We start from the raw sequence: 25,092 nt of genomic DNA, 5'->3' as shown, positions 1-25,092 counted from the left end.
ACTGTTACTCGCGAGCAACGCATTACCTATGGCCTTGAACGTCGAAAGTGCCCGCCAAGCTGCGGATTTGGGCAGCAAGATACGAGCGCTGCGGCACCGCCTGCGTAGAACGCTCGATGAAACGGCGACGGCAGCCGGGATATCGAAGCCTTTTCTGTCCCAAGTCGAACGCGGTCTCGCCACGCCGTCGCTGACCTCTTTGGCCGGCATCGCCACGGCGCTCGGCGTCACGCTGCAATACTTCGTCGATACGCCGAGCGAGGAGCGCTCGGTGCGCCGCGCCGGGCAATTGCGTTTTTTCAGCTTTGCCGACTCGACTGACCTGTTTGCCCGATTGACCAACTCGGCGGTCGGCACTCAGCTTGAAAGTATTCTCGTGCGTTTGCCGGCCGGGCAGACCAAGGCCGCGGAGGTCACGACGCATGCGGGCGAGGAGTTTCTTTACGTCATCTCCGGCCAAATGTCGCTGACGCTCGAAGGCAAGACATTCGTGCTGAACGCGGGCGACAGCGCGCACTACGAATCGACGGTGCCGCATAGCTGGTCAAATACGGGCGACGTGGAAGCGACGCTCGTATGGGTCGGCACGCCGCGGCTTTTTTAACGAGCGTCAGGCTGCGCGCTTAGGGCTGCGCATGATCGCGCGATGTCCACTTCTTGGTCGGCCGCGCAATCGTTTGCGTTGTTCCGCACGGCCGCATCACAGCTTGGATTCGATTGCCGTGGGCGGCACGGCTGGAAGCGCGGCGCGGATGCCCGGCAGGATCTGCTGTTCCAACACCTGCTGCGTGACGTTGCACACTTCATCCATCAATTGCGGCCACTCTCCCGCGCGAAACAGCAGATAGAAGTTGCGTCGCCCGAGCGGACTGATCGGCAGGGGAACGATTTGCACGTGGGGAAGACAATGCCGCGACTGCCACAGACACAGGGGCGTGGTCACCGCATAGCCCGCGCCCGATGCGACCAGGTCGAGCAAGGGGTCGGACGCGTCGAATTCCATTCGTCGCGGCGCTTCGAGGCCAATGTGCCGCAGATAGCGGTCGACCTGCTGCCCGATCACCGAGCGCCGCGAATATCTCAACAACGATAGCCCACCGAATCCATCGGTATGACTCTTTGGCGTCGGCTGTAGCGATTCCGGCACGACGGCGAGGAACATTTCGCTGAAGAGCAAGCGCTGCTCGATGCGCGGATTAGGAATGGGCGATTCCGTACAGATGGCGAGGTCAAGGTCGCGCTTCTGCAACTGCTCGCTCAGCGTGGGGGTGAGCCCAGACCACAGCGCGACCTGTCCCGCGGTTTCCGAAATTGCCCTGACAAGGGCCGGGCCCACCGTGGCGGCGAACGAGTCGACGGCCCCCAGCCGGATCTGCGCATGATCCGATTGCGATACATCGAGCAGGCGCTCCGATACCGAATGCGCGTGTTCCAGCAAGTCCTTGGCGAGTTCCAACAGAAGGCGCCCAGCCGCCGTCGGCCGCGATGGGCGGAAATCGCGGTCGAACAACTGGATGCCGTTCTGCGTTTCCAGATTCTTCACTTGCTGGCTGATGGCGCTCTGCGTGCGGTTAAGCTTGCGCGCCGCGTCGATCATGGAGCCGCTCTCGCATGCCGCAACGAAGGCCTCGAGCGCATGCAGATCAAAAGTCAGTTCTTTCATCGAAACCTCACGTTGCCAGGCCCACCGCGGCCCTTTCCCGCCAGTCTATGTAAATCAGTTTTACGAATGAATAGCATCCAATGTACAAATACTAACATTAAGCTTTTCTAAACGAAAGCCCAAACACAAATTGGCTGCCGATACTTTGTCAAGCGCACGGCTACGAGGCAGACCCGCCGTGCTGACCGTACTGCATCAGAGGACAGGGAACGAACATGAGCGGCAAACAGTACCGAGTGGGATTCGACATCGGGGGCACCTTCACCGACTTTGCGTTGCACGAGGCAGCATCCGGTGCGCTGACGATCTATAAAACGCTGACCACCCCGGACGATCCGTCGCGCGGCGCGGTAACCGGGATAGAAGCGCTACTCGCCAGCGCGGGTATTGCATTTGGCGACGTGCACGAGGTCGTGCACGGCACGACCCTCGTGACCAACGCGCTGATCGAAGGCAAGGGTTGCCCCACGGCGCTCCTGACGACGCGCGGGTTTCGCGACGTGCTGGAACTGGGGTTCGAGCAGCGGTACGACATCTATGATCTGTTCCTGACTTACCCGAAGCCATTGGTCCCACGGAAATTTCGACGTGAGATTACAGAGCGGATCTCCGGAACGGGCCGAGTCATCACGGCGCTCGACAAGGACATGGTCCGTCGCGAGGCCGAAGCGCTGCTCTCGCACGGCATCGAGGCGGTCGCGGTCTGCTACCTTCATTCGTACAACAGCCCGGAACACGAGCTGGAAACGGGGCGGTTGCTGGCCGATGAATTTCCGGAGCTCGAGGTCTCGCTCTCGTGCGAAGTCGCCGCCGAAGTGCGCGAATACGAACGCGTATGCACGACGTCCGCCAACGCGTTCGTGCAACCGCTGATGAACCGGTATTTGCGTTCGATGCAGGACAAGTTCGCCGAACGCGGTTTCAAAGGCCGCCTTTCGTTGATGCTGTCTTCGGGCGGTCTTGCCACGCCGGACGTCGCGAAGCGCTTTCCGATTCGTCTGCTCGAGTCGGGGCCGGCGGGCGGCTCGCTCGCTACCGCGCTCGTTGGACGCAAGCTCGATCGTCCCGATCTGATCGCGTTCGACATGGGCGGCACGACCGCGAAGGCGGCGCTGATCCAGAACGGGGCGATTACCGTCGCTCCGATGATGGAAGTCGCGCGCGTCGATCGCTTCAAGAAGGGCAGCGGTATTCCCGTTCGTTCGCCGGTCGTCGAAATGATCGAAATCGGGGCCGGTGGCGGATCGATCGCCCGTTTGGATGAAGTCGGTCTCATCAAGGTCGGCCCGGAGAGCGCCGGGGCCAAACCTGGGCCCGCCTGCTATGGTTTGGGCGGAACCCTGCCGACCGTTACCGATGCCAACCTCACGCTCGGCTATTTGAACCCGGGCTTTTTCTGCGGTGGCCGGATCGAACTGGACCGGGGCGCCGCCGAAACCGCGCTCGCGGGGCTAGGAGCGCGGCTTGGGCTCGACGCTGCCCAGACCGCATGGGGTGTCTATACCATCGTGTGCGAGAACATGGCTGCCGCCGCTCGTGCGCATGTCGTGGAAAAAGGCCGGGATCCGCGTGGGTTCGCCATGGCGGCGTTCGGTGGCGCGGGGCCCGCGCATGCCGCTAAAGTGGCGCGCGTGATCGGCGTGAAGGAGGTGCTCATTCCTCCCGCATCGGGCGCCGCCTCCGCAGTCGGCTTCCTCGTTGCTCCGCCCGGATTCGAAACGGTGAGGTCGGCCGTCGTCACGCTTGACGAAGCGGCCGATTTCCATGCGGTCAATGCGCTGCTCGACGAGATCGAACGCGACGCGCGCGACAATCTGCGCGAGGCGAATATTGCGCCCGGCACGGAGACGGTGACTCGAAGCGCCGACATGCGCCTGCGCGGACAGTTGCGCGAGATCTCCGTCCCGCTGCCGGCGGGTCGCATGGATGCGGCTGCGCTCGAGACGATACGCGCCTCGTTCAAGGCGGTGTACGAGGCGCTCTACCGAGCGGTTCCGCCTGGCGCGATCATCGAAGCGCTCAGTTGGCGCGTGCGCGTCGCCGGTCCGGCTCCGGACATCGCGCTGCGGCCCCGTCACGATGCCGGGCCGGCCGATGCGGCGCTCAAGGGCAAGCGGCTCGCGTATTTCGGCGACGGCTACGTTCAAGCAAACATTTACGACCGGTATTCGCTGCGTCAAGGCGACACCGTCGCCGGCCCGGCCATTGTCGAGGAGGTCGAATCGACGACCGTGGTGCCGCCGGGCGACACGCTCATCATCGACGAACAGATGAACCTGCGGATCATGATCGGCGAGGCGGATCGGACGTCGAAAATCGCCATCGAAGCCGATACCCCCTCCGCCGCTGTCGCGGCGCGTATCGAGAGCGATCCGATCGGGCTGGAAATCATGTGGGGGCGACTCGTAAACATCACGGACGAGTGTTGGGACGCCGTTTGCCGTACCGCATTCTCGCTGATCATATCCGACGCGCAGGATTTCTCGCTCGGTCTGTTCGATAGCAAGGGCCAAATTCTGGTCAGCAGCCCGCGTGCGCAGCCGGTGTTCAACATGTGTTTGCCGAAAGCGATCGAGGCAGTGCTCGAACGCTTCCCTCTGGATCAGTTGCAGCCGGGCGATGTCCTCGTCACCAACGATCCGTGGCTTGCGGCTGGGCATCTATTCGACGTGGCGCTCGTCACGCCCGTTTTTTACGGCGGCCGCGTGGTCGGCCACATCGGCGCCGTGGGGCACGTAACCGACATCGGCGGCACGCGCAACTTGGAGCAGGCGCGGGAGATCTACGAAGAAGGCTTTCAAATTCCGCCTATGAAGTTCTATCGGGGCGGCGTGCAGAACGAGGACCTCGTGACATTGCTGCGCGAAAATGTACGCGATCAGCGGCAGGTCCTTGGCGATCTGCATGCGCTCGTGGGGGCATCGTCGATCGGCGCCCAGCGTCTTGCCGAGTTCCTGGCGGAATATCGAATGAGCGATCTGACGGTGCTTTCTCGAATTTTCCAAGACCGTTCGGAAGCCGCGATGCGCGAAGCCATCCGAGCGATTCCGGACGGTGTCTACAGCAGCGAAATCAGCGGCCGCCTCGGCGGCGAGATTCAGCGACTACCCGTCGAAATCGTCGTCGATGGCGACGCGATCACAGTCGATCTGTCCGGCGCACCGAAGCAGGCGCCGCGCGGCGGGGTGAACTGCACGCTCAACTATGCGAGCGCTCACACGGTCTACCCATTCAAGTGTTTGCTGACGCCATCGGTGCGCGGCAACTCGGGCGACTACAAGCCGTTTACGCTCAAGGTTCCGGAAGGCTCGATTCTCAATGCGAGCAAGCCGGCGTCCGTGAGCCGTCGGCAGACTACCGGATGGTTCCTCGGCCCGAACACTTTCTCGGCGCTGGCGCAAGCGATTCCTCGCAATGTGCGCGCGTTTACCGGGTTTCCGTGGGCTGCGCCGTTTTATGGCACGAATAGCGAAGGCGAGGCATTCATTGCCCACATGTTCGCGGGCGGCGGCGAGGGAGGCTCGGCGAGAAACGATGGGAAGTCCGGCCTGCTGTATCCGATCGGATCCAGCAATACGTCTACCGAACTGTTCGAAATCCGCACGGAAATGCTGGTCGAACAAAAGCAGTTGACGACGGATTCGGGCGGCGCAGGGCGACATCGAGGCGGTTTGGGGCAACGCGTGAAAATCGTCAAACTGCTGGGCGACGCGCACCCCGCCCAGTGCGTATTGAATCAATACGGGCAGGGCGTAGGGGTAAATAGCCTGCTCGGAGGAAAGCCCGGCAGCTCGATTCGCGCGAATCTGTATGAAAGCGCCGATGCCGAGCCGCGTGCACTGGAGAACGCCAGCCTGACCACGCTCGAAGCCGCGGGAGCTGCGATCGAGGTCTTCGTCGCAGGCGGCCACGGGTACGGAAATCCGCTCGAGCGCGACCTTTCGTCGATTGAGGCGGATATCGAAAACGACTACGTCAGCCGCGAACAGGCTGAGAATGACTACGGCTGCGTGTTCGATGAACAGGGCCGGATCGATCGCGAGGCGACCGTCCGCCGGCGCGCCGAGCGGCACGGTGGCGAAGGCCGGCCATCGGCGCGGCGCGCGCAAGCTCATTAACGCAGCGCACCGGCGCTACGGGGAGACGGAAGGGACAACGATGGACAAGACAAGACGTGCGCTGCTCAAAGGCATGACGGCTTGCAGCGTATTGCCGTGGATCGATAGATCGTTTGCGCGCGTGCAGGACCGCAAGGTTCTCGTCGTCGTGAGCCAAAACGACATCTCGAACTTCGATCCGCATGCCGGAAGCGACGACGCGACCCTCATGCTCTGGCGCAACACGTACGATGCGTTGTTGCGGTTCGAAGGCAATCCGCCGAAGCTCGTACCGAATCTCGCCAGTTCATGGGAAGTTTCCAGGGACGAGCGGACATATACGTTTCGACTCGATTCACGTGCCCGGTTCCACGACGGTACACCTGTGGATGCGGCTGCGATTCGTTACTCTTTCGAGCGGCTGCTGCGCTTGCGTAAAGGCGCGGCCTGGATGATCGCCGGCATCGTGGAGCCGGACGGCGTGCAGGTCGTCGACGCGAGGACGGTCCGGTTCGATTTGAAGAAACCGTTCGCGCCGTTCCTTCGAGTGCTTCCGTGGCTGTTTATCGTCAATCCCGCGCTCGTGGAGGCAAACAAGGGGCACGACGATGGCCAGAGCTTCCTGCGCGCGACGATCGCGGGTTCGGGGCCCTTCCGGTTGCGTCGTGCCGAGCCCAGCAACCTGTACGAACTCGAACGAGTCAGGGAGGGCTGGCATCGGGGGGGCGGGAATCTCGATCGCGCGGTGTGGAAAATCGTGCGTGAGACTTCGATCCAACGGCTCATGATCGAGCATGGCGACGCGCACATCGCGGTCAATCTCTCCAGCGACGACATGGTTTCGGTGAAGCGTCACCCTCATGTGATGTCCATCGTCGAGCCGGAATACCTGCTCTTTCAGTTGCGCCTGAACACGAAGCACGGTCCGTTCACCGACGAGAACCTGCGCAAGGCCGTGTCGTATGCATTGGACTATCAGGGCATGCTGGACGAATCGGGCTACGCGAAGCTTTCCATGGGGCCGATACCCGAGGGCATGTCCGGTTTCGACAAGGACCTGAGGGTCTATCGCACGGATCTTGCCAAAGCGCACGAGCACCTTGCCCGAACGTCGTATGCAAAAGGCGGACTGAAGCTCGTCATGACGCACATCAGCGGACAAGAACAGCAACGACGCTGGAGTCTCGTCCTGTTGGACAGCCTCAAGCGTTTGGGCATCGAATTGGAAATCCGGCAATTGACATGGCCGGATATCGTGGCGGCGGCACGCACGCCGCAGACTTGCCCGGATATTTTCGCGGTCTACACCGGCGCGGACTACGACGACCCGGACGACATGGCGTTCAATTTTTACCATTCATCGCGCAACGGCAACTGGGCCAATCCGACCTATTCCGATCCGGAGGTCGATCGGATCATCATGGAGGCGCGCAGCGAGCCGGACGAATCGAAGCGGGCGGCGCTTTATGCCCAGTTCCAGCGTCGCGTGGTGAGCCAGGCCCCCGACCTGTGGGTGGTGACCGTGTCTCGGAAGCTCGCCTTGCGCACGAATGTCGGCGGTTTCGTGTTTACGCCGCTGAGGCCCGCCGCGCTCGATCTCCTTCCGCTTTCCGTGACATGAACGGCGCAAAGTCGATTGAACCTATTGGTCTGGAACGCGCAGGCGTTCGCATTCGGGAGGGGTAGATGCTCAAGTTTTCGATCAGGCGGCTCGTGTTGCTCGTGCCCATATTGTTCGGATTGTCACTACTGGTGTTCATCATCGGTCGCGTGATTCCCGGCGATCCCGTAGCGCTGGCTGCGGGCCCGAACGCGTCGCGCGCGCAGATTGTCGCGCTCACGCATGAACTGGGCTTCGACAAGCCGGTGTACGTTCAGTACGTCAACTATCTGTCTGGGCTGTTGCACGGGAATTGGGGGCAATCGATCTTCACGCGGCGGCCCGTGCTGTCCGATCTGGCGGTCTATCTGCCCGCGACCCTGGAAATCGTGCTGGCCGCAATGTTCCTTGCAATCGTCATTGGCGTCCCGGCCGGCCTCGCCGCCGCGGTACACCGCAACAAGTGGCCTGACTACCTTGCGCGGGCGGGCGCGTTGAGTGCGATTTCGACCCCGCAGTTTTTCTTCGGCCTGCTGCTGCAGTTGCTGTTTGCCATGACGCTAAGCTGGTTGCCGCTCAGCGGCCGGTTTCCGCTCACGATTGACCCGCCTCGCCCGGTGACGGGACTGCTTACCATCGATAGCCTCATCGCGGGAGACGTGCACGCGTTTGGCATTGCGTTGATCCATCTGGCGCTGCCGGCGGTCACTGCATGCCTCACGCCGCTGGCGTCGATCACACGGATGATGCGCACGGCAACGATCGAGGTGCTGCAGCAGGACTACGTGACGACAGCGCGGGCGTTGGGCGTGTCGCCGCGGATCATTCTGTGGAAGTACGTGCTGAAGAATGCGCTTTCCACCACGCTCACGGTCGTTGGCCTTTATTTCGGCTGGCTTCTTGGCGGAACCGTGCTCGTCGAAACCGTATTCGACTGGCCTGGGATCGGACAGTACGCGGCGAAGGCCATTGTGATGCACGACTTCACGCCCGTCATGGGTGTGACGCTGACGATCGGTGTGCTGGTCGTTCTGACGAGCCTGTTCGTCGACTTGCTTTACGGCGTAATCAATCCCAAGGTGCGCTACCAATGAGCGGACAAATCACAACGGCCGATGGCGCGAAGACGATTCAGTCGTCCCGCCGGCAAAACTGGCTTCGAGCGTTTTATCGCTTCCGGCAAAGCCACCTTTCGATCGTCGGGCTGGCCGTCGTTGCACTGCTCGCGGTGACGGCGATCGCCGGCCCCTGGATCGTACCGTTTCCCCAGCAGGCCCTGGGGGCCGTCGATACCGCTTCGCGATTCCAGTCGCCCTCGCCGGCGCATCTGTTCGGCACCAATGAACTGGGGCAGGACATGTTCACGCTCGTTTTGTCCGGAGCGCGAATCTCGCTGTTCGCCGGCGCCGCGATCGTCGTGCTGGCGGCCAGTTTCGGCACGTTGGTCGGCGCAATCGCGGGATATTTTCGAGGCTGGGTCGACGAAGTCCTGATGCGTGTCGTCGATCTCATGCTGACGCTGCCGAGCCTGATTCTCGCACTGGCCGTCGCGGCATCCCTGGGTTCGAGCCTCGGTCATACGGTGTTCGCGATCGCCCTTTCGTGGTGGCCGGGCTTTGCGCGGCTGGTGCGAGGCGAGGTGATCGCCAAAAAGGAGGAGGCGTTCGTGCAAGCGGCGCGCGCCTTGGGCGCCACGTCGGCGCGCATTCTGCTGCGGCACATCCTACCGAACGTCATGTCGCCGGTGATCGTCAAGGTTTCGCTGGACATCGGTTTTGCGATCCTCTCGGTGGCGTCGTTGGGCTTCATCGGAATTGGCGTGAAGCCGCCTACGCCGGAATGGGGCACGTTGCTGTCCGTGGCGCGCGGGAACATGCCCGACTATTGGTGGACGGCGGTTTTCCCGGGGCTTGCCATCTTTCTCGCGGTCTTCGGCTTCAGTTTGCTCGGTGACGGCTTGCGCGATGTGCTGGACCCGAAGGCCCGCCGCTAGGAGCACGACATATATGGCACTTCTCGAAATTCGCGATCTCCATCTGAAGATCCGCACCTTCGATGGCGAGGCGCACGTGCTCAATGGGATCAATCTATCGGTCGAGCGCGGCCAGATCTGGGCGCTAGTCGGCGAGACGGGCTGCGGAAAGTCGCTGACGGGATTATCGGTGGCCGGACTATTGCCGAGGCCCCCCGCTTCCTATCCACGCGGCACGATCATGCTGGAAGGGCGCAATGTGCTCGAGGCGTCCGAGCAGCAGATGCGCGCGCTCAGAGGCCGGCATGTCGGAATGATCTTTCAGGACCCGACTACGAATCTGAATCCGGTTTTCCGTGTGAGCACGCAGATGATCGACGTCGCGCTGCATGCGGGTGCGCTCGACCCTGCCATCCTGGGTCTGGGCGAAGGCGCGTCGCGCCGGCAACGCAAGACCGCGGCTCGACGGTTGGCCATCTCGATGCTCGACAAGGTCGGTATTCCGGATGCCGAGGCGCGTATCGACGACTACCCGCACCAGTTCTCGGGTGGCATGCGCCAGCGCGTGCTGATCGCCATGGCGCTCATCGGCCGGCCCAAATTGCTGATTGCGGACGAGCCCACCACGGCGCTGGATGTTTCCGTGCAAGCGCAGATCCTGCGGCTCATTTACGAGTTGGTGCGAGAGTTCGATTTGGGTGTTGTTCTGATTACGCACAGTCTTGGCGTGGTGGCGCAACTGTGTACTCACGTCGCAGTGATGTATGCGGGCAACATCGTCGAATCGGGTACGGCTCGCGCGGTATTTAAACGACCGGCGCATCCCTACACCCGGGCGTTGCTCGCAGCGTTGCCCGTGGCGGGTGCGCGGCGGGGCGACCTGAACGGGCTGCCCGGCGCCGTCCCGGATCTGTACCATCCGCCCTCGGGGTGCCGGCTAGCGCCACGATGTCCTTGCGTCCAACCCGGTTGTTCGGCGGCCGCCCCAGCGCGCGTGTCGCTGTCGCCGGACCATCACGTTGCGTGTGTACTCGCACAACCGAACGAGAGTGTCGTCCATGATTCTGCGCGTTGAAAACCTCGTGAAAATTTACGGCAAAGGCGGCGGCTCGGCGTCGGGTGCGTCCCAAGGGGTTCGCGCGCTCGACGACGTCAGCATCGACGTGAGACGGGGCGAGAGCTTCGGCATCGTCGGTGAATCAGGTTCAGGCAAGACCACTCTGACGCGCTGCATCCTCGGTCTCGAAGAGATCACCTCGGGGAAAATCGTCTACGACGGAGTGGATCTGGCCACGCTTTCGCGCGCACAGATGCGTTCGATGCGCTCGCGCATTCAGATCGTGTTTCAGGACCCCTACGCTTCGTTGAATCCACGCATGACGGTGCACGACATCGTCGGCGAGCCGCTGCTCATCCATGCGAAGAAGGTGAAGCTCGATCGCGGGCAGCGCACGGCCCGCGTCGAGGAACTGCTCGAGATGGTGGGGTTGGGGCGGCAGCACATCCACCGGTACCCGCACGAATTTTCAGGCGGTCAGCGGCAGCGCATCGGCATTGCGCGCGCGCTTGCGGTCAACCCGGAATTGCTGATTCTCGATGAACCGACGTCTGCGCTCGATGTATCGGTACAGGCTCAGGTGCTGAATCTTCTGATCGATCTTCAGCGTAAGCTCGGGCTTACTTACCTCTTCATCTCGCACGATCTCGGTGTGATTCGTTACGTATGCGATAGCGTGGCCCTGATCCATCGAGGAAAACTCGTGGAGGAGGGCGATACGGAAGCGATCTTCGAGCGTCCACGCAGCGAGTACGCGCGAATGCTGATCGACGCGATGCCGGTGCCCGATCCCGATCGCTCGCCGTTTCTTATGCCTTCGTAATCCTATCGAACCGCGTATAGGCGTTGACTGCGCCCAAGGAAATGCCTTGGACGCCTTTGCGTTGAACCGCGACATCCCTCTTCTGCAAGAGGAACATGAAGGGCGACACCGATGCGAAATGCTTCTGCATGTCGGCGTACATCGCGATTCGCTTCTGCTCGTTCATCTCGCGCGCCGCCGCGTCTCCGGCTGCATTGAGCTTCGCATCGACGAAATGCGCGTTCCACGCCCCCGTCTTGTTCTTGCTGTCCGCGCTGTCGTCCGGATTGAAGCAGTAGTACGACGCAAAGGAACTCGGATCGAGATGGTCGGCGCTGAACCGAGCGAGCGACATCTGGTGCGTGCGCGCGCGGCGCTTCGCCAGCACCTGCGCATAACTGCCGGCGAGCAGTTCCACGCGGATGCCGATCTGCCCTAGATCCGCCTGCAGGGCCTGGGCGATTTCGACGAACGGCCAGGAGTTCGGATGATCGAGCGTGACCGAGACTCCGGCCGCGAGCCCCGCTTCGGACATCAGTGCCTTGGCCTTGGCCAGATCCTTCTGGAAAAGACGCGCATGCAGCGCGCCCGGCGTGCCCTTCGGCAGGAAAGACTGCCAAACGCTCCAAAGGTCGGGCGTGATATTCCGGGCAATGGCGTCGTAGTCGATCGCCAGTTTGATGGCTTGGCGCGCCTGAACCTTCTGGAATTGCGGCACTGCCATGTTGACCTGAAGGAGCAGCAGCGTCAGGACGTCTTTGGAGACGACGTCGAGCGATGTATCCCCGGAAATCGTCTTGAGCTGATCGGAGCCCAGCGTGCGGCCGATGTCGATGTCGCCGCGCTTTAGAAGCAGCAGTTCGGTCGCCGGTTCCGCCATGTGGCGAATGGCGGCGCGCGGCGTCAGCGGTTTGACGCCGGCATGCGCATTGGTATCGAGAACGATGTGGTCGCTTGCCTGCCAAGACACGAGCCGGTATGCGCCCGCCCCGGCGGAGTGCGTGCGCAGCCAGGCGTTGCCGAGATCGCCGTTCGTCTCGTGAGCCAGTACGACCTTCTTTTCCACGACGCTCGCGCAGGTCGTGCTCAGCGCCGCCATGACGAGGCCGCTCGCGCGCGCTTCGGGAAGTGTGATCGCCACGGTGTCCGGCGCGCTCGCGCGCACCGCCGTCTCGATGTTAGCCGGGGTCAAGCCTAGCTGACCCAGCAGAAAACTGGGAGCGCGATTGAGCCGGATCACGCGTTGCAGGCTAAATGCCACGTCGTCCGCCGTGACGGGGGCGCCGCTTTCGAATTGCAGGGCCGGCCGCAGCTTGATGGTCCAGTGCGTTCCGTCTGCGGAGACAGTCCAGTCGTGAGCCAAGTCGCCGGCAAGCTGTCCGGGTTTGGCGGGATCGGCGGCGAACAGCGTTCGATACATGTTCCCGATGGTATCGAGGCTGGCGTCGTACGCTTCGGCCGGGTCGAAGCCGTTGACGATGCCGTCGATCGACTGGCCGATCACGGCCATGGCCTTGGGCGTTGCGGCGCCGGCGATGCGTGTGGCCATATAAGGGGTTGCGGCAAGCGCTGCAGCTTGCACGAGAAAGGAACGACGGCTGACTGACATCGGGACTTCTCCTTCGTTTGAGTTTTGGGCAGCGGGCGAGTGGCCGACTCGGATCCCGACCAGGCGCCGCTGCTGCGTCTGATCGTAAACGTCCGAAATGCATAGGTTCAGAACTTAAGAAAAGATGATGCTTAAAATTAGCAGTGATGAACCTATCGACGTCTCGCGTTTCGTGAATTTCGCCGAAGGCGCCTTCAATGCACAAAAAAGCGATGCAATGTATTAGAAAATCTTAAATTCATCCCATCCGAGGGCACTGAGCCGTACGCTTCGGCACATCCGTTCAGCCGCGATGAGGCCGTTCGCCCTCTCTATGAAGTGCAAACGATTTGCAAACGTCGAGCCTCGGCGGGACGGCGCTCGTGGGCGCCGCGAGCGGAGGGGGCATGTGAGGAGATGCAAAATGATTTCGGAACTATTCGGGCGCCGTCGGGCGAAACCGAATCGCGGAGCAATCCGCGGTTGGCTGTCGACCTTCGTCGGCGTGGCCGCGACGCTGTTTGGCTTACTGCTGGCGACATTCTTGATCGGGCGGACGATTCCGATCGATCCTGTCGTTGCAATCGTCGGCGATCGCGCGACACCCGACGTAGTTGCCCGTGTGCGTGCGGACCTCGGGCTCGATCGGCCATTGCTCGAACAGTTTTGGATTTATCTACGGCACCTAGCGCACGGCGATCTTGGGACGTCGGTGATGACGTCTCGCTCGGTCGTCGAAGACGTGCTGCATTTCTTCCCCGCCACGCTCGAACTGGCGACGACCGCGATCGTCATCGCCGTGCTGATCGGTGTGCCGCTCGGGGTCATATCCGCATCCCGACAAGGCTCGCCGCTGGATAACGCAGTGCGCATCGTGAGCCTCGCCGGGCAGTCGACGCCCGTCTTTGTGCTCGGTCTGCTGGCGTTATTAGTGTTCTACGTAAAGTTCGGCATCGCCCCCGGTATCGGGCAGCAGGATATGGGATTCCAGGGCGCGGTGCCTGAGCGAACGGGGGCGCTGATCATCGATGCCGCGCTCGACGGGCAGTGGGACGCGTTCCGCGATGGATTGGCGCATTTGGTCTTGCCGTCCCTGGTCCTTGCGTACGTGAGTTTTTCCACGATCACGCGCATGACCCGCACCTTCATGCTCGACGCGCTCAATGGCGAATTCATCGTTACCGCGCGTGCCAAAGGCCTGTCGGCTAGTCGAGTTCTGTGGCGGCACGCATTCTTGAACGTGGCTGGCCGTCTCGTCATGGTGATTGTGCTGGCATACGCGGGCCTCCTGGAGGGCGCTGTCCTCACCGAAACCGTATTCGGTTGGCCGGGGCTCGGTCTCTATCTGACGCAATCGCTGATGAATGCGGATATGAACGCGGTATTGGGCGCAACCCTTGTCATCGGCGGCATCTACATCACCCTTAACCAGTTGGCGGATATGGCATACCGCATTCTCGATCCGAGAGCGAAGTCGTGAATAAAAATCTCTGCGCAGTAGCGTCGACGCCCGAGCTCAGCGCGTTGCGCGCGTGGCTGTTGAGCGATACACCCGAATCGCGCCGTCACGCCGCATGGGTGCGCGCCTATCGGGGTTGGCTGCAGTTCCGTCGCAACCGACTCGCCGTGATCGGTCTGATGGCGCTCCTCGTGATCGTAGGAGCGTCGCTTGGCGCGCCGTGGATCGCGACGCACTCGCCGATCGAACAGGATCTGGCCAATCGCCTTGCGTTTCCTTCGTCGGCGCATTGGCTGGGTACCGACGAGCTCGGACGCGATATGTTCAGTCGTCTGCTGTACGGCGGCCGCGTGACGCTCGGGATGGTGATCGCCGTCGTGATCGTGGTGGCGCCGTTGGGCCTGGTCGTCGGCATGATCGCGGGCTATGCGGGCGGGTGGGCCGATCGGGTGTTGATGCGCGTTACCGACCTTTTCCTGGCCTTTCCCAAGTTGGTGCTCGCATTGGCGTTGGTTGCGGCGATGCGTCCGGGGTTGACCAGTGTCGTCGTGGCGGTCGCGCTGACGGCTTGGCCGCCTTATGCGCGCCTCGCGCGCGTGGAAACGCTGGCGGTCCGCCAATCCGATTTCATCGCAGCGGTACGGCTGACAGGCGCTTGCGCCCCTCGGATTCTTCTTCGCCATATTGCGCCGCTGTGCTTGTCGTCGCTGATCGTGCGCGTGGCGCTCGACATGAGCGGCATCGTGCTCACGGCCGCCGGTCTCGGGTTTTTGGGAATGGGGGCGCAGGCTCCGACGCCCGAGTGGGGCACCATGATCGCGAGTACGCGAAGCTTCATTCTCGAGCAATGGTGGGTGCCGACGATCCCGGGTATCGCCATCTTCATCGCGTCCCTGTCCTTCAATCTGCTCGGCGACGGTTTGCGCGACGTGCTGGACCCGAAATCGGAATAAAACCATGAAACTCACGGTGAAGAACCTGCGCGTCGCCTTTCCATCGCCGCGAGGCCCCGTCGAAGCGGTGCGGGGGGTGTCGTTCGAGATGGGCGCCGAGAAACTCGGTATCGTCGGGGAGTCGGGGTCGGGCAAATCGCTTTGCGCACGCGCGATTCTCCAGCTTTTGCCGGCGCACGCGCGGGCTAGCGCCGACGTCTTGACGCTCGACGGTATCGACGTCCTTGCCGCAAGCGACAAGGCGATGTGCAAGATCCGAGGCAAACGCGTGGGCCTGATCATGCAGGACCCGAAGTACTCCCTGAATCCCGTGATGGCGGTCGGCGATCAAATCGCGGAAGCATGGCGCGTACACCGTGGCGGCGGCAAGTCCGAAGCGCGGGAGGCTGCGATCGATCTGCTCTCGCAGATGCAGATTCGAGATCCGCAACGCGTAGCCCGCGCGATGCCCGGCGAATTGTCCGGCGGCATGGGCCAGCGCGCGATGATCGCCATGATGTTGGCGCCCAACCCCGAGCTGCTCGTGGCGGACGAGCCTACCAGCGCGCTCGACGTTTCAGTCCAGGCCGAGATTCTTCGGTTGCTAGAACGTCTGGTGGATGAGCGGGGCATGGGGCTCATGCTCATCAGCCACGATTTACCCATGGTGTCGCGCTTCTGCGACCGGGTTCTCGTCATGTATGCGGGAAGGATCGTGGAGGCGCTGAAGGCGTCCGAACTGTCCGCGGCCAAGCATCCCTATACGCTCGGTTTGCTGGGCTGCCTACCGTCGCTCACCAACCGTAAGGCGCGGTTGCAGACGCTCGAGCGCAACCCCGAATGGAGCGCTGCATGATCGAACTCGACAATCTGACGGTCCGTTTCGGCGATGTCGAGGCGGTGAAGGCGGTGAGCTTTCGGGTGTCCGCGGGCTGCGCCTTCGGGCTGGTAGGCGAGAGCGGATCGGGCAAGTCGACCGTGCTGCGCGCGATCGCGGGGCTCAACGCGGCTTGGAGCGGAGAGGTAAGGATCGGCGGTGTCCCGCAGACATCGAAGCGGTCCAAGGACTTCTATCGTCAGGTGCAGATGGTGTTTCAGGATCCATACGGCTCGCTTCATCCCCGGCAAACCATCGACCGCTCGCTGAGCGAGCCGCTTCTCGTCCATGGTCTTGTCGGCATCGAAGGGCGGATTACACGCGCGCTCGCCGAAGTCGCACTGCCGAACGCCGTTCGCTTTCGCTATCCTCACCAACTATCGGGCGGTCAGCGTCAACGCGTTGCGATTGCACGCGCATTGATCGCCGAACCCGAGGTCTTGCTGCTCGACGAGCCCACCAGCGCGCTCGACGTGTCGGTTCAGGCGGAGGTGCTGAACCTGCTCTCGGAGCTTCGTGAAACACGCAATCTCACGTACATCATGGTGGGCCATAACTTGGCGGCGGTGGCGCACCTGTGCGGCACGATCGGGGTGATGCGCAACGGCGCGCTGCTCGAGACTGTCGGTGCGGACGATCTATGCGCGGGCCACGTACTGCACGAATACACGAGACGCCTGAGAGAACTCAGCGTCGAGATCGACGCGGCCCCGGCGGGGTAAGCGTGTCGAGCGGCGGGCCACGGCGTTTCATCCAGTTCAGGTCCGGAAAGCGGGCCTGAAGATTCACGACGAGAAATCAGATATGAGCAGCGAGAGGGTTCAAACGATCATTCGGCGCGCCCTAGTATGGGACAACCACGGGTGCATGCCGCTTCGCGCGGACGACACCTTTTTGGGCCAGCTTCAGCGATATCGTTCGAGCGGATACAACGTCGTATCGCTGAACGCCGGCTACGACATCAAGACGATCGAAGAGACTATCCGAGTTCTGGCCCACTTTCGTCATTGGGTGAAGCGCCACCCTGACGACTACCTGCTCATCGACACGGTCGACGACGTGCTCCGGGCGAAGGAATCGGGACAGCTGGGGGTCTCGTTCGATCTCGAGGGCACCGTTGCGCTTGGAGACCAGATCAGTATGATCGAGCTCTACTACGATCTCGGCGTGCGCTGGATGCTGATGGCGTACAACAAGACGAACTCGGTCGGTGGCGGCTGTCAGGATGAAGACACGGGGTTGACTGCGTTCGGAAGGCAAGTGCTAGATGAAATGCGGCGCGTCGGCATGGTGCCGTGCTGCTCGCACACCGGCTGGAAGACGGCTCGAGAAGTGATTGCCTACGTCGATGGGCCGGTGATCTTTTCGCACTCGAACGCCTACGAAGTGTTCGGCCACCACCGCAACATTCCGGACGACCTGATCAAGGCCTGCGCCGCGTCCGGAGGCGTCATCGGTTTGAACGGCGTGAGCCGGTTCATCGGCAAAACGTCGGATGTCGATCATGACAACAGCACCGAAGCGCTATTTCGTCATCTGGACCACATGGTGCAATTGGTCGGGCCCGATCATGTGGGGCTGGCGCTCGACTACGTGTTCGATCAAAGCCAATTGATGCATCACTTCCGGTCGAGGCCCGATCTGTTTCCCCCGGAACTCGGCTACACGAAGCCGACGCCGATGGTAGAGCCCGAGCGTTTGCCGGCCATCGTGCGAATGATGATCGATCACGGATATCCGGACGACGGCATCGAGAAGATCCTCGGTGCGAACCACCTGCGCGTCGCTCGGGCGTGCTGGAAATAGCGCCTGCTCGATCGCGAACCGGCGGGCGGCGCCCTTATCGGGATTCTCCACCCGTGCCGATCGAGTTCTAGCGACGATCTCCACGAGCCGCCCGGCTGACAACCAGGCGGCTTTTTCCGTTGGTTCCGTTAGAAGAAGTGCTGTATGCCGGCGTTGAACGTACTGAAGGTCGCACCCGGACGCGTGACGTTGTAGGACGCGTTGGCGCCGTTCGTCAGGCGCCCCCAACTCGTATAGAGGTTCGTCGATTTCGACAGCGCATAAACGTAGCCGAATCCGTATAGGTTCGCGTTGGCGTGATCCTGAGAGATGTTCTGTTTGTGCACGAACGTGGTCTGAAAGCGGCCCAGTGCGCCAATGGGAATCGCTAGACCGGCGGAATACTCCCGGGTTTTCAGGGGGCCGGGACCGCCGTCGAGCGCAGCGGCTGCATAGACGCGCACGACGCCGAAATCGTAGTTTCCGCCAAAGGTGGTCGCGGTGGTGCTGTCCGATCCTGTGTCGTTATACGACTTCTGGTTGACGATCAGAAATTCGGCTTTGCCGAGGTTGTAGGCAAGCGACTCCGCCCACATGCTGTTTGCGCGCGAGTTACCCGCGACGCCGCCAAGGCTGTGCTGCACGGCCCATTTGAACCCGTGTGCGGCGTCGCTGTACTCGATGGTGTTCGACGTCCGATTGCCGAAGAAATTAAAGAGCCGAAATGATGCATTGGCCATCGCATTGCCCGATGCGTCCAGGTATTCGTAGTCGTACTGGTAGAGCAACGTCTTGATGCGCCCCACCTTGATCGTACCGAAGGGGCTTTGCACGCCGACCCAGCTCTGGCGATTGAACATCGACCCCGCCACGTCGGAGGTTCCGGTGTTCGGGAAAAAACCGCTCTCCAACTGGAACAGGACCGAATAGCCCCCTCCGAGGTCTTCCCTCCCGAGCAAGCCCCATTTGTTCGTCACGAGCACGCCTTGACTCACGGCGTACGACGTTCCCTTCCCATTGTTGGTGCGTTCGATGCCAAGGTCGATGTTGCCGTACAAGGTGACGCTGCTCTGCGCGAGCGCGACCCCCGATGTCAGAGATAAGCACGAAAGGAGCGAGGCGGTGATCTTTTTCATGTCGATTGCGGCTGACGCCGGCATGCTGTTGACAATGACACTTCCGTGTCTGCTCGGATAACGCCTCCTGAGCTTAGGCAAATCAAAAAATCGGTCCAACAGGGATAACACGGCTATCAATAATTTCGATGCAGAATAATAATTTTATCGATGCTGTGAACGCGGCCATAGCCATGTCGGTATGGATAGAAAGGCGGTAGGCGAGTGGCCTCGCTGCTTCGGCACTTCCCCGTTGGAATGGGTGAACTGCGATAATATAAGCAAACCCGATGCAATCAATCAGAAGCGTACGTGTGCGCGGCTGATCCCCTGCTTTGAAAAGCGAACCGCGAAATGAAAAGAAATGGCATAGAAGGTTTTCCTGACTGGGGCCTGCTGGCCTGCTGGTTGGCCGTGGTGGAAGCGGGATCGATCTCCGATGCCGCCGTGCGATTGGACATTTCACAGGCGGCGGTCTCTCAGCGTATCAAGACGCTGGAAACGCAGTTGGGCACGACGCTGCTAGACCGCGCCACGCGGCCCGCGCGGCCTACATCGGCCGGTCTACGTCTGTTCGAACACGCCGCGGTGATTCTGCGCAGCGCGGATCAGATGGTGGAGAGCGTGCGCAACGTGACGGGCGCGAAACGCATCGTCATCAGGATCGGATGCGTGGATTCGTTCGCCGCGGTGTTCGGTCCCGTCCTCGTTCGCGAGTTGTCGAGCGCATCGCATCAGCTGCGTTTATGGTCCGGCATTACGCCGACGATCGACAGCGCCATGGAGGCTCGCCAGCTCGATATGGTCGTCACGACGACGAGCTTCGCGGCGGCTACGGGCATCCGCCGCGATCCGCTGTTTTCCGAGCAGTTCGTCGTCGCGCTGCCGCGTGGGCTCAAAGTGCCGCGCAACAGCACGCTGACCGATCTCAGTCGTCAACTGCCGCTGATCCGCTTCAGCTCGCGATCGGTCATTGGGCAGCAGGTCGATAGTTATCTGTTGACGAATTCCGACGATATCGAGCGAACCTGCGAATTCGATGCGTCGGATCCCATGTTGGCGCTGGTCGCGGCGGGCCTTGGTTTCGCCATCACCACACCCGTATGCTTGTGGCAGTCGCGGCTGTACGCGCCGGACGTCCGTGTCGTTCCGTTGTCGGTATTCTCTCGGCATGGAAGCAAGTACCCCCCTATCTCGCGAACGTTTTACCTGGTGAGCAGGGAGAGCGAGCTCGGCACACTGCCGGCGGATGTCTCCGAGATCGTTCGGCACGCGTTCGCAAAACAGATCTCGACCGACGCGGCGCGCTTGCTCGGCATTCGTCATGCCGATCTTTTCGGCGCCCACGCCTGAGCGGACTCGATGGCGGACGATGAGCCTTGAGCGCCCTAGCATCAAGGCTCATCGATCCGATCGAAGGATAGCTTCGATCTTGCTTAAGGAAGCGAGGTTTGAGCGTCGTCGCGCCAGAATGTCTCGTGATTTCAAGAGGAGAGGCGTTCAACGTGACCGACGCAACATTTTTGTTCGACCAAGGCAATATCCCGCTTGTCGTTTCGATCCCGCATGTTGGTACCGAAATTCCGGAGAGTCTGCGCGAACGGATGACACCCGCAGCCCTCGAGATGGCCGACACGGACTGGCATCTCGACCGCCTGTACGCATTCGCGCGAAGGGCTGGCGCGTCGATTCTGGCGGCGCGCTTCTCCCGCTATGTCATCGATCTGAACCGTCCGCCGGGCGGCGAGACGCTTTATCCGGGGCGGACGACGACAAGCCTCTGCCCGACCGAGACGTTCCGCGGCGAGCCTGTGTACCGCGAAGGTTGCGTACCGAATGAGGTTGCCATCGGCAGGCGTCTCGATACCTACTGGGAGCCTTATCATGCCTGCCTGCGTGCCGAGATCGACAGACTGACGCGCATGTTTGGACATGTGCTGCTCTGGGAGGCCCATTCGATAGCGAGTGTGCTGCCACGGCTCTTCGATGGGAAACTGCCTGATTTCAACTTCGGCACCAACGGTGGAAAGAGCTGTGCGCCCGCGGTCGTCGCGGCGGCAACCGCGACGCTCGCCGGTCAACCGTACACCCATGTGCTGAACGGGCGCTTCAAGGGCGGCTATATCACCCGGGCATTCGGGCTGCCGGAAGAGCGGGTGCATGCAATACAGCTCGAGATGCGCCAGTCGACGTACATGGACGAAGCATCGCCGTTCCGCTATCGGCCGGACCTCGCCAGCAAAGTGTCTCCGGTCGTCGAGCGGATGGTCATGGCGGCGACCGATGCGGTGTCGAGATTGTCCTTATCGGCGAAACTCTAAAGAAAGAAGCCGCCGACGCTCAAGCAACGTCGGCGGCTCGAAGCGCGGCCGTGGACAATCCCGCGCGGGCGCGGTGCGCCCGTGGCGTCCTAAAGCGATGTCGTCAATTCCGGCACTGCGTCGAAGAGATCGCAGACAAGGCCGTAATCGGCGACGCCGAAAATCGGCGCTTCGGCATCCTTGTTGATCGCGACGATCACCTTCGAGTCCCTCATCCCGGCCAAATGCTGGATCGCTCCGGAGATTCCCACCGCGACGTAGAGTTCCGGGGCGACGATTTTGCCGGTCTGGCCGACTTGGAGATCGTTCGGTGCGAAGCCGGAATCGACGGCGGCGCGGGAAGCGCCGATTGCGGCGCCGAGCTTTTGCGCCAATGGCTCGAGAAGCCGGAAGTTGTCCGCGCTGCCTAGCCCCCGGCCGCCGGACACCACCGCGCGTGCGGCCGTCAGCTCCGGACGATCGTTCTCGAGGATCTCCCGACGGACGAAGCTCGACAGTCCGGTGTCGCTCGCGACCGGAATCGATTCGATTTCCGCGGATTGAGCCGTGCACTGCGCGGCGCCGAACGCGGTCGTTCGGATGGTGGCGACCTTGATCGCATCGGAGGACTGCACCGTCGCGACGGCATTGCCGGCGAAGATGGGGCGTTGGAACGTATCGTCGGAATCGATGGCGATCACGTCCGAAATCTGTGCCACGTCGAGCCGGGCGGCTACGCGAGGGGCAATGCTCTTTCCGAACGCCGTGGCGGGAAACAGAATGTGCGTGTAGGTTGCGGCGATGGTGAGCACCTGCGCCGCGATGTTCTCTGCGAGGCCCTCGGCCAGATGAGGTGCATCCGCCAGCAGCACTTTATCGACACCGGCAATTTGCGCGGCGGCAACCGCCGGCGCGCGCGCATCGCGTCCCGCGATCAGAAGATGCAAACCTCCCGACAGACGGCGTGCGGCTTCCACTACGTGCGGGGTTGCGCCGTGAAGCACGCTGTTATCGTGTTCGGCAATAACCAGGACCGTCATCAGATCACCTTTGCTTCGTTTTTCAATTTGTCGATCAGCGTGGCGACGTTCGCTACGATCTCGCCCGGTTTCCGGGCCGCCGGTTCGACGACCCTCAGTGTCTTTAGCCGTGGAGCGGGGTCTACGCCCAACTCGGCCGCCGTGATCGTGTCGAGCGGCTTCTTCTTGGCCTTCATGATGTTGGGAAGCGTCACATAGCGGGGTTCATTCAGACGCAGATCCGTCGTCACCACGGCAGGCAAACGCATCGATATGACCTCCGGCCCGCCGTCAACCTCCCGCGTGACAGTCGCCGTGTCGCCTTCGATATCGATCCGGCTCGCGAAGGTGGCCTGCGGCCAATCGAGCAGCGCCGCAAGCAGCGGCCCAGTCTGCGCGGCATCGTCGTCGATCGCCTGTTTGCCGAGGATGACGAGTTGCGGCTTTTCGCGATCCACCACGGCCTTCAGCAGCTTGGCCACGGCAAGTGGCTGCAGTTCGGCGTCGGTCTCGATCAGGATGCCGCGATCGGCGCCGATCGCCATCGCGGTGCGTAGCGTTTCCTGGCTTGCCTGGGTGCCGCAGGACACCGCTACGATTTCCCGGGCGATCCCTATTTCCTTGAGACGCGTTCCGGCTTCGACGGCGATCTCGTCGAAAGGATTCATCGACATCTTGACATTGCCGATATCGACGCCGGTTTGGTCTGACGTCACGCGCACCTTGACGTTGTAGTCGACGACGCGTTTGACTGCTGCCATGACTTTCATGTGGGTTCCTTTAATGGCAATGTTCGTTGCGGATCGGCGCAATGCTCACGAGAACGATGGCATTCCCGACGCAGGCGTGCGGGTCGGCTTCGACAGGTGCGATTCTCAAGGGCTGAGGCAAGTCCCGTAGCGTGAGCCAGAATCCGCGCTGCACGACGCCAGCGACGGCGGTTTGCGCGGCTGAATATGAGGCCGGATGCGCGATCGCGACGATCACGACCGTGCTTCCGGCTGGGACGACCATGGGCGCGGCAACGAAGCGGATCGCCGCCTGGTAGCGGTCCTTGCGCGCCATCACGTTCACGGCTTGTGCTCCCCCTTTACGCAAGCACGCACTCCATTCGCGGTCGCCATCGTAGGCTGCGGGTATGAAAGGCGAAAGTTCGACCGTCGTGTCCTCGTGACGCAGCGTGATCCCTTCTCCGCTCACCACGACCGATATGCGTTGCATGTCTTTGAATCGGGAATACGGGCCGGCCTGTTCGATGCTTGCGAGACTGACGCGCCACTCTCCATTTCTCGCCGCGAGAGGCCGCGTGATTCCGCCGCCGTTGCGCCAAGGCTCGACCGGCGCGGACCAGAGCGGTCGTGCAATATCGGGCTGCATATCGGGCTCAGGACACCGCGCCCAGGCCGTAACGACCCGTCAGCAGGGCGCCCGTTTCGAAACGTTCAACCGAGTAAGGCCTCAAGGAAACGTCGGTCGGCAGACCGAGCGCTTCTTGGGCAAGCACGCGGCCGACCGTCGGCGACAGCTTGAACCCATGGCCCGAGAAGCCGTAACCGACCACCAGTCCTTCGATGCCGGGTAGTCGGCCGAGAACGGGGTTCCAGTCCGGCGTCACATCGTAGACGCCGGTCCAGGACGCGGCGAGTGCGGCGGACTCGTACGCCGGAAAGCGGTCGGCAACTTGTGCACCGACGTCGATGACGTAGTCCATCGGAATGTCGCCTTGCTCGGTTTCAGCCGTGCCCAGCTTTTCGCCTACCACGCCCTCGCTCACCAGCATTTGATTGCCGCCATAACAGCGGTAGTAGAGCATGCCCGGCGAAGCGAGGTCCTTGAAGACCGGCATCGAGAACGTGTAATGGGCGCCTGGGCATTCCAGCGCCAGCACCGCGTGGCGCTCGGGAACGACCGGCAATGACCGGCCGGTCCAGCCCGCGAGTTCGGGCGTCCAAATGTTCTGGGTACTGACGACGGTTGCGGCGGCGAAGTCGCCTTCGTCGGTCGACACGCCGCTCACCTTCCCGCGTTCGATCAGCAGCCGATTCACATTCACGTTTTCGCGAATGGTCACGCCTGCTCGGCGCGCGGCGCGGGCGAAACTGGTCGCGACGAGGTAGGCATCGGCAAAGCCCGCTTCCGGTTCATAGCCGATCAGTGCGGCGTCATCGAATTGGGCGATCGGCATGAGTTCTGCCGCCTGCTTGGCGTCCAGCAACTCGAGCGGGATGCCCTGGCTTCGCTGCTGCCCGAGAGACGCGCGCAACGGCTCGAGCTTGTCGTCGTCGGCCGCCACGATCATGTAGCCGCTCTTGACCAGACCGCAGGAGGCCTCTTCGTCTTCGACATAGGCGGAAAAATTGTTGAAGACGTCCCAGGACCTGCGCGCGAGTTCGACGTTCTCCTTTACCGAATAGTGCGTACGCAGAATCCCTGAGGATTGCGAGGTGGTGCCGGCACCGATACTGCCTCGGTCGAGAACCAGAACGTTTCTGGCGCCGAGCCGGGACAACTGATACGCGACCGAAGTGCCGATCACGCCGGCGCCGATCACGATAACGTCATGGCTTTTCACTGAAATGCATCCTTGTGCAGATGATGTCGGTGAAGTGTGATGTGCGATCAGCCTCGGCGACGTAACATTAGAAAAAACGATTCTTTGTTGTAGTGGGCTTGGAGCAAGTGGGGCGCTTCACGGGTGAGTTCAGGCGGTGTCGAGCAATTCACACAATGCATCGAACACTAGCCGAACGCGCGCCGACACCGGCGTCCGCTGCGGCCGATACACATACATCGTGGTGCCAGCCGGACCCAGGCCTTCGAGCACGC

21 protein-coding genes are annotated in these 25,092 nt (G+C 62.0%); 14 read left to right on the top strand and 7 right to left on the bottom strand.

What is annotated here, in order from left to right:
- The first annotated feature begins 28 nt into the window (after positions 1–28).
- The gene (locus tag ACTHNR_RS16430) at positions 29–604 is read left to right on the top strand and encodes a helix-turn-helix domain-containing protein (protein WP_440548718.1); all 576 of its coding nucleotides are present in this window, start codon (positions 29–31) and stop codon (positions 602–604) included.
- A 96-nt stretch (positions 605–700) separates the two neighbouring features.
- Here the strand turns inward: ACTHNR_RS16430 and ACTHNR_RS16425 are convergent, their stop codons facing one another.
- A complete protein-coding gene (locus tag ACTHNR_RS16425) occupies positions 701–1,663 on the bottom strand; it encodes a LysR family transcriptional regulator (protein WP_440548717.1) in 963 nt (320 codons plus the stop codon).
- Positions 1,664–1,878: 215 nt separating this feature from the next.
- Between ACTHNR_RS16425 and ACTHNR_RS16420 the strand changes: the two genes are divergently transcribed.
- The 6 genes from ACTHNR_RS16420 to ACTHNR_RS16395 all read left to right on the top strand — a co-directional run bounded on the left by ACTHNR_RS16420 (position 1,879) and on the right by ACTHNR_RS16395 (position 11,212).
- Positions 1,879–5,781 (top strand): hydantoinase B/oxoprolinase family protein, encoded by a 3,903-nt coding sequence (locus ACTHNR_RS16420; protein WP_440548716.1) that lies wholly within the window; start codon positions 1,879–1,881, stop codon positions 5,779–5,781.
- Between the two features lie 40 nt (positions 5,782–5,821).
- Positions 5,822–7,381 carry an ABC transporter substrate-binding protein gene (locus tag ACTHNR_RS16415; protein WP_440548715.1) on the top strand — a complete coding sequence of 520 codons (1,560 nt, stop codon included), beginning with the start codon at positions 5,822–5,824 and terminating at the stop codon, positions 7,379–7,381.
- 65 nt (positions 7,382–7,446) lie between these two features.
- The gene (locus ACTHNR_RS16410; protein WP_440548714.1) at positions 7,447–8,454 is read left to right on the top strand and encodes an ABC transporter permease; all 1,008 of its coding nucleotides are present in this window, start codon (positions 7,447–7,449) and stop codon (positions 8,452–8,454) included.
- Entirely contained in the window at positions 8,451–9,353 is a 903-nt protein-coding gene (locus ACTHNR_RS16405) for an ABC transporter permease (RefSeq protein ID WP_440548713.1), read from the top strand. Before ACTHNR_RS16410 ends, ACTHNR_RS16405 begins: the two co-directional genes overlap by 4 nt.
- Before the next feature lie 13 nt (positions 9,354–9,366).
- Positions 9,367–10,407, top strand: a complete 1,041-nt coding sequence (locus ACTHNR_RS16400; protein ID WP_440548712.1) for an ABC transporter ATP-binding protein — start codon at positions 9,367–9,369, stop codon at positions 10,405–10,407.
- Positions 10,391–11,212 (top strand): ABC transporter ATP-binding protein, encoded by an 822-nt coding sequence (locus ACTHNR_RS16395; protein ID WP_440548711.1) that lies wholly within the window; start codon positions 10,391–10,393, stop codon positions 11,210–11,212. Before ACTHNR_RS16400 ends, ACTHNR_RS16395 begins: the two co-directional genes overlap by 17 nt.
- On the opposite strand, the gene ACTHNR_RS16390 is transcribed toward ACTHNR_RS16395, so the two are convergent.
- Positions 11,199–12,800, bottom strand: coding sequence for an ABC transporter substrate-binding protein (locus ACTHNR_RS16390; RefSeq protein ID WP_440548710.1), 1,602 nt, complete (start codon positions 12,798–12,800; stop codon positions 11,199–11,201). The genes ACTHNR_RS16395 and ACTHNR_RS16390 overlap by 14 nt on opposite strands.
- A gap of 403 nt (positions 12,801–13,203) precedes the next feature.
- On the opposite strand from ACTHNR_RS16390, the gene ACTHNR_RS16385 reads away from it, so the two are divergent.
- The 5 genes from ACTHNR_RS16385 to ACTHNR_RS16365 all read left to right on the top strand — a co-directional run bounded on the left by ACTHNR_RS16385 (position 13,204) and on the right by ACTHNR_RS16365 (position 17,853).
- Positions 13,204–14,259: an ABC transporter permease gene (locus tag ACTHNR_RS16385; RefSeq protein WP_440548709.1), complete on the top strand. Its 1,056-nt coding sequence runs from the start codon at positions 13,204–13,206 to the stop codon at positions 14,257–14,259.
- Positions 14,256–15,191, top strand: coding sequence for an ABC transporter permease (locus ACTHNR_RS16380; protein ID WP_440548708.1), 936 nt, complete (start codon positions 14,256–14,258; stop codon positions 15,189–15,191). The genes ACTHNR_RS16385 and ACTHNR_RS16380 overlap by 4 nt, the downstream gene beginning before the upstream one ends.
- A gap of 4 nt (positions 15,192–15,195) precedes the next feature.
- Positions 15,196–16,026, top strand: a complete 831-nt coding sequence (locus tag ACTHNR_RS16375; protein ID WP_440548707.1) for an ABC transporter ATP-binding protein — start codon at positions 15,196–15,198, stop codon at positions 16,024–16,026.
- A complete protein-coding gene (locus ACTHNR_RS16370; RefSeq protein ID WP_440548706.1) occupies positions 16,023–16,769 on the top strand; it encodes an ABC transporter ATP-binding protein in 747 nt (248 codons plus the stop codon). Before ACTHNR_RS16375 ends, ACTHNR_RS16370 begins: the two co-directional genes overlap by 4 nt.
- A gap of 82 nt (positions 16,770–16,851) precedes the next feature.
- A complete protein-coding gene (locus tag ACTHNR_RS16365; protein ID WP_440548705.1) occupies positions 16,852–17,853 on the top strand; it encodes a dipeptidase in 1,002 nt (333 codons plus the stop codon).
- 128 nt (positions 17,854–17,981) lie between these two features.
- On the opposite strand, the gene ACTHNR_RS16360 is transcribed toward ACTHNR_RS16365, so the two are convergent.
- The gene (locus ACTHNR_RS16360; RefSeq protein WP_440548704.1) at positions 17,982–18,968 is read right to left on the bottom strand and encodes a porin; all 987 of its coding nucleotides are present in this window, start codon (positions 18,966–18,968) and stop codon (positions 17,982–17,984) included.
- Positions 18,969–19,301: 333 nt separating this feature from the next.
- Between ACTHNR_RS16360 and ACTHNR_RS16355 the strand changes: the two genes are divergently transcribed.
- Positions 19,302–20,300, top strand: a complete 999-nt coding sequence (locus tag ACTHNR_RS16355; protein ID WP_440548703.1) for a LysR family transcriptional regulator — start codon at positions 19,302–19,304, stop codon at positions 20,298–20,300.
- A 152-nt stretch (positions 20,301–20,452) separates the two neighbouring features.
- Entirely contained in the window at positions 20,453–21,268 is an 816-nt protein-coding gene (gene hutG / locus ACTHNR_RS16350; RefSeq protein ID WP_440548740.1) for an N-formylglutamate deformylase, read from the top strand.
- 89 nt (positions 21,269–21,357) lie between these two features.
- On the opposite strand, the gene ACTHNR_RS16345 is transcribed toward hutG, so the two are convergent.
- The 4 genes from ACTHNR_RS16345 to ACTHNR_RS16330 are packed head-to-tail and all read right to left on the bottom strand — an operon-like array spanning position 21,358 to position 24,838.
- A complete protein-coding gene (locus ACTHNR_RS16345; RefSeq protein WP_440548702.1) occupies positions 21,358–22,287 on the bottom strand; it encodes an electron transfer flavoprotein subunit alpha/FixB family protein in 930 nt (309 codons plus the stop codon).
- Entirely contained in the window at positions 22,287–23,036 is a 750-nt protein-coding gene (locus ACTHNR_RS16340; RefSeq protein WP_440548701.1) for an electron transfer flavoprotein subunit beta/FixA family protein, read from the bottom strand. The genes ACTHNR_RS16345 and ACTHNR_RS16340 overlap by 1 nt, the downstream gene beginning before the upstream one ends.
- Before the next feature lie 10 nt (positions 23,037–23,046).
- The gene (locus tag ACTHNR_RS16335) at positions 23,047–23,643 is read right to left on the bottom strand and encodes a HutD/Ves family protein (RefSeq protein WP_440548700.1); all 597 of its coding nucleotides are present in this window, start codon (positions 23,641–23,643) and stop codon (positions 23,047–23,049) included.
- Positions 23,644–23,650: 7 nt separating this feature from the next.
- Positions 23,651–24,838 (bottom strand): NAD(P)/FAD-dependent oxidoreductase, encoded by a 1,188-nt coding sequence (locus tag ACTHNR_RS16330; protein WP_440548699.1) that lies wholly within the window; start codon positions 24,836–24,838, stop codon positions 23,651–23,653.
- Between the last annotated feature and the right edge of the window lie 254 nt (positions 24,839–25,092).

The organism is Trinickia sp., from assembly GCF_051954495.1.
In the GTDB taxonomy this organism is placed as follows: Bacteria; Pseudomonadota; Gammaproteobacteria; order Burkholderiales; family Burkholderiaceae; genus Trinickia.
This window is presented reverse-complemented; position numbering and strand designations above follow the sequence as displayed.

Coding starts and splice junctions, on each gene's coding strand:
- ACTHNR_RS16405 (WP_440548713.1), top strand. CDS start 8,451: ATGAGCGGACAAATCACAACGGCCGATGGCGCGAAGACGATTCAGTCG.
- ACTHNR_RS16385 (WP_440548709.1), top strand. CDS start 13,204: ATGATTTCGGAACTATTCGGGCGCCGTCGGGCGAAACCGAATCGCGGA.
- ACTHNR_RS16400 (WP_440548712.1), top strand. CDS start 9,367: ATGGCACTTCTCGAAATTCGCGATCTCCATCTGAAGATCCGCACCTTC.
- ACTHNR_RS16345 (WP_440548702.1), bottom strand. CDS start 22,287: ATGACGGTCCTGGTTATTGCCGAACACGATAACAGCGTGCTTCACGGC.
- ACTHNR_RS16360 (WP_440548704.1), bottom strand. CDS start 18,968: ATGAAAAAGATCACCGCCTCGCTCCTTTCGTGCTTATCTCTGACATCG.
- ACTHNR_RS16375 (WP_440548707.1), top strand. CDS start 15,196: ATGAAACTCACGGTGAAGAACCTGCGCGTCGCCTTTCCATCGCCGCGA.
- ACTHNR_RS16355 (WP_440548703.1), top strand. CDS start 19,302: ATGAAAAGAAATGGCATAGAAGGTTTTCCTGACTGGGGCCTGCTGGCC.
- ACTHNR_RS16395 (WP_440548711.1), top strand. CDS start 10,391: ATGATTCTGCGCGTTGAAAACCTCGTGAAAATTTACGGCAAAGGCGGC.
- ACTHNR_RS16335 (WP_440548700.1), bottom strand. CDS start 23,643: ATGCAGCCCGATATTGCACGACCGCTCTGGTCCGCGCCGGTCGAGCCT.
- ACTHNR_RS16390 (WP_440548710.1), bottom strand. CDS start 12,800: ATGTCAGTCAGCCGTCGTTCCTTTCTCGTGCAAGCTGCAGCGCTTGCC.
- ACTHNR_RS16370 (WP_440548706.1), top strand. CDS start 16,023: ATGATCGAACTCGACAATCTGACGGTCCGTTTCGGCGATGTCGAGGCG.
- ACTHNR_RS16340 (WP_440548701.1), bottom strand. CDS start 23,036: ATGAAAGTCATGGCAGCAGTCAAACGCGTCGTCGACTACAACGTCAAG.
- ACTHNR_RS16420 (WP_440548716.1), top strand. CDS start 1,879: ATGAGCGGCAAACAGTACCGAGTGGGATTCGACATCGGGGGCACCTTC.
- ACTHNR_RS16365 (WP_440548705.1), top strand. CDS start 16,852: ATGAGCAGCGAGAGGGTTCAAACGATCATTCGGCGCGCCCTAGTATGG.
- ACTHNR_RS16425 (WP_440548717.1), bottom strand. CDS start 1,663: ATGAAAGAACTGACTTTTGATCTGCATGCGCTCGAGGCCTTCGTTGCG.
- ACTHNR_RS16410 (WP_440548714.1), top strand. CDS start 7,447: ATGCTCAAGTTTTCGATCAGGCGGCTCGTGTTGCTCGTGCCCATATTG.
- ACTHNR_RS16430 (WP_440548718.1), top strand. CDS start 29: ATGGCCTTGAACGTCGAAAGTGCCCGCCAAGCTGCGGATTTGGGCAGC.
- ACTHNR_RS16415 (WP_440548715.1), top strand. CDS start 5,822: ATGGACAAGACAAGACGTGCGCTGCTCAAAGGCATGACGGCTTGCAGC.